The sequence below is a fragment of the Methylophaga pinxianii genome (assembly GCF_020447225.1).
GTDB classification, from domain to species: Bacteria; Pseudomonadota; Gammaproteobacteria; order Nitrosococcales; family Methylophagaceae; genus Methylophaga; species Methylophaga pinxianii.
This window is the reverse complement of record NZ_JAJAEO010000151.1, coordinates 15226-29731: the sequence shown is the minus strand read 5'-3', so window position 1 is coordinate 29731 and position 14506 is coordinate 15226. Positions and strand designations below refer to the sequence as shown.

At 45.5% G+C, this 14506-nt stretch carries 14 protein-coding genes; 2 read left to right on the top strand and 12 right to left on the bottom strand.

All coding sequences use genetic code 11. The features are described from left to right. The first annotated feature begins 305 nt into the window (after positions 1-305). A complete protein-coding gene (gene fusA / locus LGT40_RS04090) occupies positions 306-2399 on the top strand; it encodes an elongation factor G (protein WP_226070951.1) in 2094 nt (697 codons plus the stop codon). Positions 2400-2687: 288 nt separating this feature from the next. Here the strand turns inward: fusA and chrA are convergent, their stop codons facing one another. Both chrA and rluD read right to left on the bottom strand, forming a co-directional pair. Then, positions 2688-3881, bottom strand: coding sequence for a chromate efflux transporter (gene chrA / locus LGT40_RS04085; protein WP_226070953.1), 1194 nt, complete (start codon positions 3879-3881; stop codon positions 2688-2690). 15 nt (positions 3882-3896) lie between these two features. Then, on the bottom strand, positions 3897-4862 hold the full coding sequence (gene rluD / locus LGT40_RS04080; RefSeq protein WP_226070956.1) for a 23S rRNA pseudouridine(1911/1915/1917) synthase RluD: 966 nt from the start codon (positions 4860-4862) through the stop codon (positions 3897-3899). A gap of 78 nt (positions 4863-4940) precedes the next feature. Between rluD and LGT40_RS04075 the strand changes: the two genes are divergently transcribed. Then, complete coding sequence (locus LGT40_RS04075; protein ID WP_226070958.1) at positions 4941-5225, top strand: c-type cytochrome; 285 nt, start codon at positions 4941-4943, stop codon at positions 5223-5225. Positions 5226-5265: 40 nt separating this feature from the next. Here the strand turns inward: LGT40_RS04075 and mutM are convergent, their stop codons facing one another. The 10 genes from mutM to gatA all read right to left on the bottom strand — a co-directional run bounded on the left by mutM (position 5266) and on the right by gatA (position 14503). After that, positions 5266-6090, bottom strand: coding sequence for a bifunctional DNA-formamidopyrimidine glycosylase/DNA-(apurinic or apyrimidinic site) lyase (gene mutM, locus LGT40_RS04070; RefSeq protein WP_226070959.1), 825 nt, complete (start codon positions 6088-6090; stop codon positions 5266-5268). Between the two features lie 3 nt (positions 6091-6093). Beyond that, complete coding sequence (locus LGT40_RS04065; protein WP_226070960.1) at positions 6094-6960, bottom strand: DUF4340 domain-containing protein; 867 nt, start codon at positions 6958-6960, stop codon at positions 6094-6096. Further along, positions 6957-8324, bottom strand: a complete 1368-nt coding sequence (locus LGT40_RS04060; RefSeq protein WP_226070961.1) for a GldG family protein — start codon at positions 8322-8324, stop codon at positions 6957-6959. Before LGT40_RS04060 ends, LGT40_RS04065 begins: the two co-directional genes overlap by 4 nt. After that, a complete protein-coding gene (locus tag LGT40_RS04055; protein ID WP_226070962.1) occupies positions 8321-9073 on the bottom strand; it encodes an ABC transporter permease in 753 nt (250 codons plus the stop codon). Before LGT40_RS04055 ends, LGT40_RS04060 begins: the two co-directional genes overlap by 4 nt. Then, the gene (locus tag LGT40_RS04050) at positions 9073-10017 is read right to left on the bottom strand and encodes an ABC transporter ATP-binding protein (protein ID WP_226070963.1); all 945 of its coding nucleotides are present in this window, start codon (positions 10015-10017) and stop codon (positions 9073-9075) included. The genes LGT40_RS04055 and LGT40_RS04050 overlap by 1 nt, the downstream gene beginning before the upstream one ends. Before the next feature lie 194 nt (positions 10018-10211). Next, positions 10212-10367, bottom strand: a complete 156-nt coding sequence (rpmG, locus tag LGT40_RS04045) for a 50S ribosomal protein L33 (protein WP_069295571.1) — start codon at positions 10365-10367, stop codon at positions 10212-10214. An 11-nt stretch (positions 10368-10378) separates the two neighbouring features. Beyond that, on the bottom strand, positions 10379-10615 hold the full coding sequence (gene rpmB, locus LGT40_RS04040; RefSeq protein ID WP_226070964.1) for a 50S ribosomal protein L28: 237 nt from the start codon (positions 10613-10615) through the stop codon (positions 10379-10381). 124 nt (positions 10616-10739) lie between these two features. Further along, a complete protein-coding gene (locus tag LGT40_RS04035) occupies positions 10740-11243 on the bottom strand; it encodes a peroxiredoxin family protein (protein WP_226070966.1) in 504 nt (167 codons plus the stop codon). Positions 11244-11251: 8 nt separating this feature from the next. Next, entirely contained in the window at positions 11252-12883 is a 1632-nt protein-coding gene (locus LGT40_RS04030; RefSeq protein ID WP_226070969.1) for an acetolactate synthase large subunit, read from the bottom strand. A gap of 165 nt (positions 12884-13048) precedes the next feature. Next, positions 13049-14503 (bottom strand): Asp-tRNA(Asn)/Glu-tRNA(Gln) amidotransferase subunit GatA, encoded by a 1455-nt coding sequence (gatA, locus tag LGT40_RS04025; RefSeq protein WP_226070971.1) that lies wholly within the window; start codon positions 14501-14503, stop codon positions 13049-13051. Between the last annotated feature and the right edge of the window lie 3 nt (positions 14504-14506).

The following is a 14506-nucleotide window of genomic DNA, read 5'->3' as shown; positions in this document are numbered from 1 at the left end:
AGAGGAACTCAACTACGGAGTCGATCTATCAACCATCTGAGGGTGGTATCAGATTGATGGGGTGAAGGTGCCCCATCAACCATTAAATCCGTATACCCAAAACAAACTTCGTTAAACACCGCAAAATCCTGGACTATCTGAACAATTGAAAACATTCTGACGTTACCAAAGACTGCTATCACGTCACTTACACGCATCGATGTTAATTCGGGATGCATCCCGAAGGATAGTAGTTTAGAATTTGCGGGTTTAACTCCCTGATGATGTAAACAACATCGGTTATTCACACAATAGAGACAGGATTTATGGCTTCCGATTTATCCAAATACAGAAATATTGGTATTTTCGCCCACGTTGATGCGGGCAAAACCACCACAACCGAACGTATCCTTAAACTGACCGGCAAAATCCATAAGTCTGGTGAAGTACATGATGGTGAATCCACCATGGATTTCATGGATCAGGAAGCCGAGCGCGGTATTACTATCCAGTCAGCGGCGACTACCTGTGAATGGAAAGGTCACCGCCTGAACGTTATCGATACCCCAGGCCACGTTGACTTCACTATCGAAGTTTACCGTTCTCTGAAAGTACTTGACGGCGGTATCGGTGTTTTCTGTGGTAGTGGCGGTGTTGAACCACAATCCGAAACCAACTGGCGTTATGCAAATGACTCTGAAGTTTCCCGTCTTATCTATGTCAACAAATTAGACCGTATTGGTGCTGACTTTTATCGAGTTGTAAAACAGGTTGAAGATGTTCTGGCGGCGACGCCGCTGGTTATGGTTCTGCCAATCGGTATCGAAGATGAATTCACCGGTGTTGTTGATTTGCTGACCCGCAAAGCGTGGATCTGGAAAGATGACAAGAGCGCTGAAGATTACACCATCGAAGAGCCACCAGCTGATATGGCTGATGCTATCGAAGAATGGCGTGAAAAACTGATCGAAACTGCTGTAGAGCAAGATGACGATCTGATGGAAAAATACCTGGAAGGTGAAGAGCCTTCGGTTGAAGATCTGAAAAGATGCATCCGTAAAGGTACATTAAAACTGGATTTCTTCCCGACTTACTGCGGTAGCTCATTCAAAAACAAAGGTATGCAGTTAGTACTGGATGCGGTTGTTGACTATCTGCCGGATCCTACTGAAGTCGATCCACAGCCAGAAGTTGATCTGGAAGGTAACGAAACAGGCAAACACGCGATTGTTGATATCAAAGGCCCATTACGTGCTTTGGCATTCAAAATCATGGATGATCGTTTTGGCGCGTTGACCTTTGTTCGTATCTATTCAGGTGAATTGAAAAAAGGCGATACCATTCTCAACACTTTCACGGGTAAAACAGAACGTGTAGGTCGTATGGTGGAAATGCACGCGAATGACCGTAATGAACTTGATTATGCTCACGCCGGTGACATTATCGCTATCGTTGGTATGAAAGACGTACAAACTGGTCATACCCTATGTGATCCGAAAAACCCTGCGACCCTGGAACCAATGGTGTTCCCGGATCCTGTTATCTCAATCGCGATTGCGCCTAAAGATAAAGCGGCTGCCGAAAAACTTGGTATTGCACTGGGCAAAATGATTAAAGAAGATCCCTCATTCCGTGTTGAAACCGATGATGACAGCGGTGAAACCATCATGAAAGGTATGGGGGAACTGCATTTGGATATCAAAGTAGATATCCTGAAACGTACCCACAACGTTGATGTTATTGTCGGTGAGCCACAAGTGGCCTATCGTGAAACCATTACGCAAAAAATTGAAGACAGCTACACCCACAAGAAACAATCAGGTGGTTCTGGTCAGTTCGGTCGTATCGACTATATCATCGAACCAGGTGAGCCAGGCAGCGGTTTCAATTTTGAATCAACTGTAACCGGTGGTAGCGTTCCTCGTGAATACTGGCCAGCAGTTGAAGCCGGCTTCAAGAAAATGATGGGCCGTGGTGTATTGGCTGGTTTCCCATTGCTTGACGTTAAAGTCAACTTGTTTGATGGTGCATTCCATGCGGTGGATTCATCAGCAATGGCCTTTGAAATTGCTGCGATGGGCGCGTTCCGTCAAACCATTCCGAAAGCAGGTCCACAATTGCTGGAACCTATCATGAAAGTAGACGTGTTCTGCCCAGATGATAACGTCGGTGATGTTATCGGTGACTTGAACCGTCGTCGTGGCATGATCAAATCGCAAGATGCGGGCGCCACTGGCGTACGTATTAAAGCTGAAGTACCACTGAGCGAAATGTTCGGTTACATCGGTACCTTGCGTACGATGACTTCTGGTCGTGGTCAGTTCTCTATGGAGTTCTTACACTACCTGCCTTGTCCTCGTAACGTGTCAGAAGAAGTTATTAAAGAAGTTAAAGAGCGCGAAGCTGCAGCCAAGAAATAAGCAGTTTTCTAAAAGCTTGATTGAGAAAGGGGCGTTTATCGCCCCTTTTTTGTGGCTGAAATTTATATAAATCAACTTATCCGATTATAAAATATTCATAATACCGAAGATTAATAAAACGTCATCCTGCTGAAAATTAGAAAACTTTTACAGGTAAATGAAAGCTTCTCTTTGTGAACAGAAATGACGCCAGGTTTTTGGCCTCGTGCTTTGATAAGGGCTTTTTAGTAGGTATGTGGCACAGGGATTACTTATAAGCGGTTTCGCTAACAATGGAGAAGCAATTGGCTAGAGTATGGCAATAAGTACAGACGTCACGACACAGAAAAGCACAGTCCATAAAGCCGAGCGCTTCAAAACAAAAATGATAAAAAAGCCACCAAAGGCAATCAATAAGTCCAGCCAGTGATCGACGCCTTCCGTAAAAATGGGGTCATATAACGCTGCGGCTAATAGACCCACCACTGCGGCATTAATACCCGCCACTACAGCACCAGCATTGCGAAGATGAGCGAGTTGTTGCCATAAGGGCAGCATGGCCAGTAATAATAAAAAACCCGGTATAAATATAGCGAGAGTAGTCAGCAGGGCATTCCAGCCGACTGACAACTGTGTCGGGATTTCAGCGCCAAGGTAAGTCGCCAGTGTAAACATTGGTCCAGGAACGGCCTGAGCCGCACCATAACCGGTTAGAAACTGATCGGTAGTGAGCCATCCTGTTGCAACGGTTTGTTGCTCCAGTAACGGCAATACAACATGACCGCCACCGAATACCAATGCACCGGCCTGATAAAAGCCGGCAAGCATATTGAATACGTTGAGCTGGCTGTCGGCAAACATACTGAGAACAAGCAATAGCATAAAAAGGCTGAACAATAGCCAGGCAGTAAGTTTGCCGTAGTTTACGGGAAACATAAAATCTGCTGATAGCTGTTGTTGTCGACATAAAAACCAGCCCGTGAAACCACCTAATACAATCACAGCGATTTGCATAAACGCCATGTTGAATATCAGCAGCAGTACAAAACTTAACGAAGCAATTACAATCCGCTGCCAGTCAGGTGTTAATTTCTGCGCCATACTGATAACGGCATGCGCCACCACGGCAACCGCCACCAGTTTTAAGCCATCAACAATAGCCATGCCAATCGGATTATCGAGTTGATGAGCAATGCTGGCAAACGCAAATAACAGCAGTGCTGATGGCAGGGTGAACGCAACGAACGCAACAATGGCACCGAGCCAGCCCGCGCGAAATAGGCCAATGGCAAAACCCATTTGACTACTGGCCGGACCGGGTAGAAATTGTGTGACAGCGAGTAATTGAGAAAACTGCTGTTCTGAAAGCCATTGGCGTTTATTGATAAATTCAGTACGGAAATAGCCAATATGGGCAATAGGTCCACCAAATGCCGTCAGACCAAGTCTGAGAAAGGCTAAAAACACGCTGACGATGTTTTGCAGATTGTTTGTTGCCCTCACAATAAATTCCTCTTGTTAATCCGTATGACTGGCTGCATCCACCCGCAACAGTTCCAGTAATCGTTGCATATCTTCTGGTAAAGGAATCTGCCAGCTGACCGGCTCACCAGTGGTGGGGTGATCAAAACCCAATAACCCGGCATGTAACGCCTGACGGCGAGTATTTTGCAAAGTGTTGAGACAGCTTTCTGTCATACCTCTTGGGGTTTTAAACCGGCCACCGTATAAAGGATCACCCAATAAAGGATGACGAATATGCGCCATATGTACACGAATCTGATGAGTTCGACCGGTTTCCAGTTTGCAACGCAGATGGGTATGCGTCCGAAAGCGTTCTTCAATCCGATAGTGTGTCACGGCAGGTTTACCGTTTTGTGTCACCGCCATGCGTTTACGATCAACATGATGACGACCAATGGGAGCATCTACGGTACCACCAGCGGTAAACACACCACAGGCAATTGCCTGATACTCGCGTATTACAGTGCGTTGTTGCAATTGGCTGATTAATGAATGATGTGCTTGCAGACTTTTAGCGACCATCAACAGGCCAGTAGTATCTTTATCAATACGATGTACAATCCCGGCACGGGGGATATGGGTAAGTTGTGGAACGTGCGCCAATAGGGCATTGACCATGGTGCCATTCTGATTACCAGCACCGGGATGAACTACCATGCCAGCAGCTTTATTAATGATTAAGACATCATCATCTTCATAAATAATATCCAGTGCGATGGGTTCTGCCTGCCAGTTATCGTCGTGAATAACCTGTTGCGCGGCAATCTCAATCTGATCACCGGTACGCACCGCATCTTTAGGGCGACAACCCTGCTGATTCAACATGACATCACCGGCTTTAATCCATTTTGTCAGCTGACCCCGGGAGTATTCGGAAAACAGCTGTGCCAGGGCCTGATCTACTCTCAAGCCATTTAATGTCTCGGGAATAATGGCATCTAATTTAATGATCTCGGTCATGAATGGACTTTGCAAAAAGGGGATTGGGTATTATAACGTAGCTTGATAGTTAGCCGTGAAACCGGCAAAAGAGGAATTATGAAACGTTTGCTGATTTGTCTGATTTTACTGCTCAGTTCAACCTGGGTGTATGCAGATCCCAATATTGCATTACTGGCATCCTCCTGTGCCGGTTGTCATGGCACAAACGGTTACAGCAAAGGCGAAATGCCCAAACTCGCCGGCCTGCAGCCTGATTACTTTATCCAACAGATGCAGGCGTTTGCTAACGGAGAGCGAGAGTCTTCAGTAATGCGACATCATGCTCCAGCTTACACCGAGACTGAAATTCGTTTGCTGGCAGAGTATTTTTCCACGCGGTAAACACGGCAAGTAATTGTTTTTCCTCTCCCTATTGGCGATGCTAGGCTTTAACTTTTTGGCATTGCGGACAGAAATAAGTAGCCCGCTGTGACTGTCGAATCAATTCGATGGGATGCCCGCATTGTTTACAGTCCAGGTTCTGCCGTGCATATACCCACAACTCCTGAGCAAAATAGCCCGGCTTACCATCACTATCACGAAAATCGCGTAGCGTTGTGCCTCCTGCTGCAATGGCTTTTTTCAGCGTCAATTTGATCGCTGCCACCAGTTTTTCCGCTTGTTTCCGGCTGAGATTTGCAGCGATGAGCTGGGGATGTATTCCGGAGAGAAATAATGATTCGCTGGCATAAATATTTCCAACTCCGACAACCACTTCGGCATTCATGATAAACGTTTTGATACTTACCTGGCGTTTGCGACTGCGTTTGAACAAGTAGGCAGCATCAAAAGTTTCTTCCAGCGGCTCTGGCCCTAAGTGTTGTAACAATGGATGTAGCAGGGGAGGTTCACTGGTCCATAAAACGGCACCAAAACGACGTGGATCGGTAAAACGCAGAATAATATTATTGGCAAATACAATGTCCACATGATCATGTTTTTCAGCGGGCTGAAATGCAGTCAATACGCGTAACCGACCGGACATACCTAAATGAATGAATAAGGTACCCTCCGTCGTGGTGAGCAATAAATATTTGGCGCGGCGACTGACGGATTGAATTATCTTGCCACAGAGTTTTTCATCAAGTTTATCGGTGATGGGCCACCGAAGTCGCGCATCACGAATAACCACCTGCTCAACCCGCTGATTTTCTATATAAGGCGCAATGCCTTTTCGGGTGGTTTCGACTTCTGGTAATTCAGGCATGTTTTATCGGCTTATCAAAAAGAGGGCATCGGCCATTGCTGCAGGAAACTGATACTGAAGTTGCAGATCGGGATCTGTCAGGGTGAGGCCATTTTCACTCTGACTGACCATCAAACGCCGTTGTGTATTATCCATCAAATCAATGGCGACACTGGGGGTATTGGCTGTCATACGAACTTCGGGTGCAATGACGACTTGCATGGCATAAGCCTGCTGCCAGTTTTGCAATAAGGTCAATAATGCATCCTGAGCATAACTTTCCGGTTTGGATTGCCAATGACCATCATGCTGGTATATCGAGAGTGCGGCAGAATATTGCTCACCATTTTCCTTAAACAATTGTGGCAGGTGAAGTGCCTTAATATTATTGGTGGTGTCGAGTAAACGATTATCGATAAAACTGCTGGCACTGGCGCTCAGTAGGGGTGAAATATCATCATGAACTAAATAAATCTGCTGATTGTGCAGAATATAACGATATCCACTGAGTGATTCTGTATCACCAAACGCAAAGGATTGTTGATTAAACGATAAAATTAAACGAGGTTGGGCTAAACCGAAATCAGCAAGAGGGGTTTTCTCTGTGACCGGAATAGGCGCTTCTACAGGCTGTTCCAAAAGGCTTAGCAAAAGCTTGATACGCGTTTGATTAGCTCGTGCTTTGATGGGCTGAACTAACTGCCACTGTGCGTCGTATTGTAGTGTTATGGCCGGTTGATTTTTACGTTGAATGGTAATTTCCGTCACTTGCGACTGGGAAAGGTTATCAGTAATGAACCTTGTATTCGGCGTCTGGGACTCGGTCATAAGCCATACTAAAAGAACTGCCACCACCAAAAGCAACAGATTGGTCAGATAAGTACTTTTCATCGGCGTTTTCGAATCCACCAGATACTGATACCGATAACAAATATGCAGAGTGGCAAGACCACTAAAAAACCGATACCAATAAGCAGTGATTGTTGATCCGTTAATATCAGTTGACTGTCTTGGGTTTTTACCACCGGAATAGCGATTGAGTCATCATCCGCGACCAGCCAATTTACCAGTGCCATGGCCAATTCCAGATTGGCAGCAGTTCCCAAGTATGAATTTGATACAAAATCACCATCACCGAATACAGCGATTCGCTGTTGTTGATCAGGAGACAAGCGTTTCTCCATTAACACGCTGAGTAATAGCGGCCCGGTAATATCGATATCTTGATCCAAAGCTAACGTATCTAAATTGGCGATATTCATATCGCCTAATTCAGACCAGCTACCACTTTGTGACTGCATCAGTTTGGTGATTTGCCAATCGGTTTCAGCTCCCTGTACCTGGAAGGCATGTGCCCCAGGCAGCAGGGTGACACTGGATGTCGCAGCAGTAACCGGATGATTGGCATAATCAGTCACAATCACAAAGCGAGGATCTTCAAGGCCCAATTTTCCGGCATTAGGATCGACAATCGTGCCCGGTAAACGACTCAGATTAAGTTGTTCAGTGATTGCCGATAGACCGATATCCGTATCAGGCTCACTGAACCACAACAAATTGCCGCCCTGTTGCAACCACTCCTGCAATTGCAAAACCTCACTTTCTGGCCAGGTTTGTTGGGCGCTGGCAATCACTAATACAACATTTTTACCGTTATGCTGTTGTTGCATTGCCTCGGTCATTGACAAAGACTGTACTGCAAATCCGGTACTCAACAATTGCGCTTGCCATTGCGCCATGTCATAAGCTGTCTCACCTGCAATATCCCGCTCATCATGACCGGTAATGAAGATTAATTCAGGCAGGTTACGCCGGCTGACTTTAATGATGGCATTACTGAGTGATTGTTCGGATAAATCAAAAACATGTTGTTGACCCTGTTGACCGGAAACCACCATTTCAGCCTGCTGTTGGATGGCAAGTTCGCGTACACGCTGGGGTTGAGTCACCGGATCAATAAAGCTCACAGTCAGTTGCGAACTATACTGCTGATAACGTTTTAATAAACTTTCTGCAGCAGAGTGATACTGATGTCCAGGACTGATGAAGACTTCAATGGTCACTGGACTATCAAGGTTCTGTAATAATTTACTGGTGGCAGCAGAAAGTGTATGTCGTTGATTGGCTGTCCAGTCCGACTGAAACGTAAACCGATGGGAAAGAACGGCAACGGCAATAACCACCGCCAGTAATAGCAGGTAAAAAATAATCTGTTGCAGGCGATGCTGAAATTTAAACTGTTTTGACATCTTCATCGACTTAGCCTCACAGCATCAAGACGTCGCATAGTCATCAACAGAAAAACAAAACAAAACAAAGCAAAAAAGCTCAAGTCCACACTGTTGATTTGTCCTTCCAACATGGGTTGAAAATGGCCTAATAAGGATAACCAGCCCAGCCAGTTTATTTGCCCTGAAAGGTTGCTGCTTGCGGCAAAATCAATTACCCATAACAAAAAAAGTAAACAGAAGGTCATCACAGCAGCAATAACCGGTTGCGTGGTGAGTGATGAGAGAAATACCCCTGCTGCGACAAAACTGGCTACCAGCAGGATTAATCCAAACATGCTGGCTCCAAGTTGATAAAAATCAATTGCCGACCCTGCCATCAGAGATAAAGGCATGAGGACAATAAGTGTGAGTTGAAGCAGGAAAAAAACCAGATAGCCGATGTATTTACCTAACACAATCTGCGTAGCAGAGAGAGGTGCTGATATTAATAACGGCAAACTGTGATTACGATGTTCATCTGCAAAAGCACGCATGGTAATGAAGGGCGCGATCAACAATAGCACCAGAGCCGCATTGTTCAATAACGGTGCTATAACCATTTCAGTGACGCCAGGAGCCCCCGGAATGGCTGAAATCTGCCCCTGAATCTGAGCAAAATACTCAATATGACTGAGAAATAAATATGCCAGTAAAAATTGCACAAGCGCCAGTATGGCCCAGGCAAAAGGCGATAAAAACAATCGCGAAATTTCAAGTCTTGCTACGCACCACATCAGTTTTTAACCTCTGCAATCGATGCGTCATCTTTGATGAGATGCATAAAAATATCTTCCAGCGAATCCTGTTCACGGACCAGCTCGTTTAATGCCCATTGTTTTGCAACAGCAACGGCTAACAGATTTTCTGTTGGATCCTGTTCAGGTTGATAGACAATCCGGAATTGTTGAGGAGAAATAATCTCAACGGCAGAAATATTCGGCAGTGAGTTTAATTCTGTGACCTGTGGCGGGTTGGCTAAGGTGATTTTGAGGCTGCTGTTATATCGTTGTTGATGCAGGGCTGCCAAACTATCAGCAAATACTACCTGACCCTTATTGATGATCTGCACTCGATCACAGAGCATTTCCACTTCCGGCAAAATATGTGTCGATAGAATAACACTGTGTTCGTTAGCAATTTCACGGATCAGTTCGCGGATCTGCCGAATTTGTAATGGATCCAGGCCGGATGTCGGTTCATCCAGAATCACAACAGCTGGATTGTGCACAATTGCCTGAGCAATACCGGTACGTTGTTGGAAGCCTTTTGAGAGTTGGCCGATCAGTCGTCGTTTTACCTCCCCAAGCCCACAGCGTTCAATTACTGTGTCGACAGCGGACGTTAATGCCTTACCTCTAAGTTGATTGAGTCTGCCGCAATGCTTTAAATATTCGCTGACAGTCAGCTCACGATAGAGTGGGGGATTTTCAGGTAAATAACCCAACTGAGCTTTAGCTTTTTTGGGCTGTGACAATAAATCATAGCCATCGATACGAATTTCACCTCGATCTGGCGCCAGATTACCACTGAGCATTTTCATAGTGGTGCTTTTACCAGCGCCATTAGGGCCGAGAAAGCCCAGAATTTCGCCGCGTTTTACCGAAAGATCAATATTTTGAACCGCAATATTAGGGCCAAACTGTCGACAAAGATTTTGTGCTTCGAGCAAGATAGTCATAGCGCACTATAATACGTTTTTAGTTTAAATCGTCCACTGTGATTTTTAGCAGACTTTTCATCCGGGATTACCAAATCCCGCAATGACATTAACCAGCCATGGCAAACGTTAGAATCATGCTAAAGTTATTTATTCGAACCATAAAAAAACCCGCCTTTAATAGCGGGTTTTTTTAGAAGCAGTTAACGAAAAACTTATTTGATTTTTGCTTCTTTATACATAACGTGTTGACGGATAACTGGATCAAATTTTTTGATCTCCATTTTTTCCGGCATGGTACGTTTGTTTTTGTCAGTAGTATAGAAATGACCTGTACCTGCTGATGAAACTAATTTGATTTTATCGCGCATGTCCTGACTCCTTAGATTTTTTCGCCGCGGCTACGGAGATCAGATAAAACGGTATCAATACCTCTTTTATCAATGATACGCAGACCATGATTGCTGACACGCAATTTTACCCAACGATTTTCAGACTCAACCCAAAAACGGTGTGAATGAAGGTTAGGTAGGAAACGGCGTTTTGTTTTGTTGTGAGCGTGTGAAACGTTGTTCCCGCTCATAGGGCGCTTGCCCGTTACCTGACATACTCTGGACATGTTAATCCTGCTCCTGATGCATTTTTAGTGACTGACGCGTCCTGCCAACGCATCATTCTGAATAAACTAAGCCGGACTTTATACCATATGTGCTATCTGATGTGTAGCAGTTTTACGCTATAAATCAGCTGAGGCCCATTTTTTCGAGCTGTGCTGTAACGCTATCTTTATCAAGCACACCAATTTTGCGCATAACAATTTTACCTTCAGGTGAAATCAGGTAATGAGTTGGTGTTACCCGAACATTATTAAATGCGCTGGAAATTTTTCCTTCACTATCCCAGACAAGCGTGTAGGGAAGTCCCCGGTCCTCACGCATGGCTTTAATATGAGATGGTGTATCATGAGGAAGTGAAACACCCAGCATCACCAAGCCCTTTTCGGCATACTCCTCGTGTAAGGCAATCAGTTCCGGCAACTCCTGAATACATGCCGGGCAATCCGTAGCCCAGAAAATCATTAGAATGGGCTTGCCGGCATAGTCGGCAAATTGATGGACTTCACCATCCACATCTTCAAACTTTAATTCGGTATAAACCGGGGCGGTAGCATTTTTGTATAAAAAAACGATAAACAATAATGCAAACAGGGCTGCTATAAATAGCGCAAATCGTGTTCCAGACTTCATTTTCGCTCTCAAGTTGGCTGAGTTAATTGACCCAAAGATTCTGTCAGTTTGAGATTTTCACGATAATCCACCGGACAATCAATCACCGTCACGGTATTACTGTCCAACGCTTCCTTTAAAACTGATATCAATTCTTCTGTCTTGGTGACTCTGACACCTCTGGCGCCAAAAGATTGCGCATATTGGACAAAATCGGGGTTACCAAATTTCACGTTACTGGTTCGGCCAAACTGATTTTGCTGTTTCCATTCAATCAGACCATAACTGGCGTCGTTCCAAATCAAAATAACAATCGCAATATTTAAACGAATTGCGGTTTCAATTTCCTGGGAATTCATCAGAAAGCCCGCATCGCCGGTCACTGCCACAACTTTGCGTTCTGGATGTGCCAGTTTCGCTGCAATGGCACCTGGTACTGCAATGCCCATACTGGCAAATCCATTGGAAATAATGCAGGTGTTAGGATACTCGCAGCGGAACATCCGTGACATCCACATTTTATGCGCACCCACATCGCAAATCACAATATCTTCAAGGTGCATGGCGGTACGTAAATCCCAGATGATCTTCTGAGGTTTGACCGGAAATTCGGTATCACGGCGATGCTGATTCATTTCAGCAATCAGACTATCACGCAGCGTACGCATGGCTTTGCCTTCGTGCGGCGTAGTGAGCGCGGCAATACGATTCAAACTATGATTGATATTGCCCACTACACCTAAAACCACACTGTAATACGCATCCACCTCAGCATGAGTTGTATCAATGTGGATCAACGTGCGATCACGCGATGGATGCCAAAGGTAAGGGTGATATTCCACCATGTCGTAACCGACACAGATAATCACATCGGCGTTGGCAAAACCGGTATTCACATAATCATTGGACTGCAACCCGACACTACCTAATGACATCGGGTGACCAAAGGGAATAACCCCTTTAGCCATAAATGTGTTGGCGACGGGAATGCCCAATTTTTCAGCAAAGTCTGTCAGGGCTGTTGCTGCTCGCGAACGAATGACACCATTGCCGGCCAGAATAATCGGATTTTGTGCATTGGAAATTAACTCAGCGGCACGTTCAATATGTTCAGCAGCCGGTTCAGGAGGAGTGGCATGTTTGACGCGTAACGGCGCATCATCAATTTCCATTTCGGCAATATTTTCTGGGAATTCAATAAAGCAGGCACCGGTTTTTTCGGTCTGCGCGACTTTAAAGGCTTTCCGGACGATTTCTGGAATAACTTCAGGACTGACAATACGAGTGGAGTATTTGGTGATCGGTAAAAACATCGCTTCCAGATTAAGTACCTGATGCGATTCTTTATGCAAGCGATTGGTTGACGCCTGTCCGGCAATCGCCACCAATGGTGCGTGGTCCATATTGGCATCGGCAACACCGGTAATCAGATTGGTCGCACCGGGACCTAATGTCGCCATACAAACGCCTGCGCGTCCGGTAAGTCGGCCATAAACATCCGCCATAAATGCCGCACCTTGCTCATGTCGTGTGGTAATAAACTGAATTTTAGAGTCGAGCAATGCATCCATTACATCCAGATTTTCTTCTCCGGGAATACCGAAAATATATTCCACACCTTCATTTTCCAGCGTGCGTACAAATAGCTCTGCTGCTTTCATTATTTGCTCCGAAATAGGTCGCCTTGGCGGCAAGCATACCCTTTTTTATTTGTGGCATGCGAGAGGCTGATGTGATTGTTATTGATGCGGATAACAACCGTTAAACATCCTGTAAGTATTTATCAGAATATGTCTTAAAAATAAGGGGCTTTCGCCCCTTAATTATTATTGAAATGCTGTAGGTATTTGTTTATGCCAATCGGTCACTTGCTGATAACGATGAGCCACATTAAGTAAACGTGCTTCATCAAAATAATTACCGATGATTTGCAAACCCGCGGGTAAACCACCAGCAAAACCTGCAGGAATCGACATGCCCGGTAGGCCGGCAAGATTGGTGTTGATGGTGTAAATATCTGCCAGATACATTGCCACCGGGTCATCAGTTTTATCCCCCAGTTTAAACGCTGTGGTGGGGGCAGTTGGTCCCATAATGACATCAACTTCTGCAAAAGCCTGCTGGAAATCATCACTGATCAAACGACGGCATTTTTGAGCTTTGAGGTAATAGGCATCGTAATAACCGGCAGACAGTGCATAGGTTCCAATCATAATGCGGCGCTTAACCTCATCACCGAAGCCTTCGCCCCGTGAACGTTGATAAAGATCCAGCAAATCTTTTGGATCGTCACAGCGATGGCCAAAACGTACGCCGTCCATTCGTGACAGATTGGACGAACACTCCGCTGGGGCAACCACGTAATAAGTTGGGATAGCCAAAGAGGTATTTGGTAAACTGATTTCTTTAATGGTGGCACCAAGTTTTTCAAATTCCTTAATAGCGGCATCGATGGTTGCGGCAACTTCAGGATCCAGACCTTCACCGAAATATTCCTTGGGCAGACCAATGCGCAGACCTTCCAATGAATCATTCAATCCCGCGGTGTAATCTGGAACATCTCGTTCCACACTGGTGGAATCACGTTCATCAAAACCTGACATGACATTTAATAACAGAGCGGCATCTTCTGCATTCGCTGCCATTGGGCCCGCTTGATCCAGGCTGGAGGCAAAAGCAATCATCCCATAGCGTGAAACGCGACCATAAGTTGGTTTGAGGCCGGTTAAATTGCACAGAGAAGAGGGCTGACGAATCGAACCACCCGTATCCGTTCCGGTGGCAACCGGAGCAAGTCGTGCAGCAACTGCTGCGGCTGAACCACCCGAAGAACCACCAGGAACCCGCTCGGTATCCCAAGGATTTTTAACCGGACCATAAAAGCTGGTTTCATTGGACGAGCCCATAGCGAATTCATCCATATTGGTTTTGCCCAACATAACCATGCCGCTGGCAGCGATTTTTTCAACTACGGTGGCGTTGTAAGGGGCAATGAAGTTATCGAGCATTTTTGAGGCGCAACTGGTGCGGACCCCTTTTGTGCAAAAAATATCTTTGTGAGCCATCGGGATACCGGTTAATTTACCGGCAGTTTTGTCCGCAAATTGTTTGTCAGCGGCGGCGGCCTGCGCCAGCGCACTTTCTTCAGTGACACTGATAAAAGCATTTAAATTGCCATTATGCGATTTGATGCGGTTCAAGAAATGTTGAGTCAGTTCCGTACTGTTGATGTCACCGTTGTGCAACAAAGCCGAAAGTTCGGAAAGAGTTTTGTTATGCATGAG

Excerpts from the sequence above, each read along its gene's own strand:
- rpmB (WP_226070964.1), bottom strand. The coding sequence starts at position 10,615 with ATGTCCAGAGTATGTCAGGTAACGGGCAAGCGCCCTATGAGCGGGAAC.
- LGT40_RS04065 (WP_226070960.1), bottom strand. The coding sequence starts at position 6,960 with ATGAAAAGTACTTATCTGACCAATCTGTTGCTTTTGGTGGTGGCAGTT.
- LGT40_RS04050 (WP_226070963.1), bottom strand. The coding sequence starts at position 10,017 with ATGACTATCTTGCTCGAAGCACAAAATCTTTGTCGACAGTTTGGCCCT.
- LGT40_RS04060 (WP_226070961.1), bottom strand. The coding sequence starts at position 8,324 with ATGAAGATGTCAAAACAGTTTAAATTTCAGCATCGCCTGCAACAGATT.
- LGT40_RS04075 (WP_226070958.1), top strand. The coding sequence starts at position 4,941 with ATGAAACGTTTGCTGATTTGTCTGATTTTACTGCTCAGTTCAACCTGG.
- LGT40_RS04030 (WP_226070969.1), bottom strand. The coding sequence starts at position 12,883 with ATGAAAGCAGCAGAGCTATTTGTACGCACGCTGGAAAATGAAGGTGTG.
- fusA (WP_226070951.1), top strand. The coding sequence starts at position 306 with ATGGCTTCCGATTTATCCAAATACAGAAATATTGGTATTTTCGCCCAC.
- gatA (WP_226070971.1), bottom strand. The coding sequence starts at position 14,503 with ATGCATAACAAAACTCTTTCCGAACTTTCGGCTTTGTTGCACAACGGT.
- rpmG (WP_069295571.1), bottom strand. The coding sequence starts at position 10,367 with ATGCGCGATAAAATCAAATTAGTTTCATCAGCAGGTACAGGTCATTTC.
- LGT40_RS04055 (WP_226070962.1), bottom strand. The coding sequence starts at position 9,073 with ATGTGGTGCGTAGCAAGACTTGAAATTTCGCGATTGTTTTTATCGCCT.
- mutM (WP_226070959.1), bottom strand. The coding sequence starts at position 6,090 with ATGCCTGAATTACCAGAAGTCGAAACCACCCGAAAAGGCATTGCGCCT.
- rluD (WP_226070956.1), bottom strand. The coding sequence starts at position 4,862 with ATGACCGAGATCATTAAATTAGATGCCATTATTCCCGAGACATTAAAT.
- LGT40_RS04035 (WP_226070966.1), bottom strand. The coding sequence starts at position 11,243 with ATGAAGTCTGGAACACGATTTGCGCTATTTATAGCAGCCCTGTTTGCA.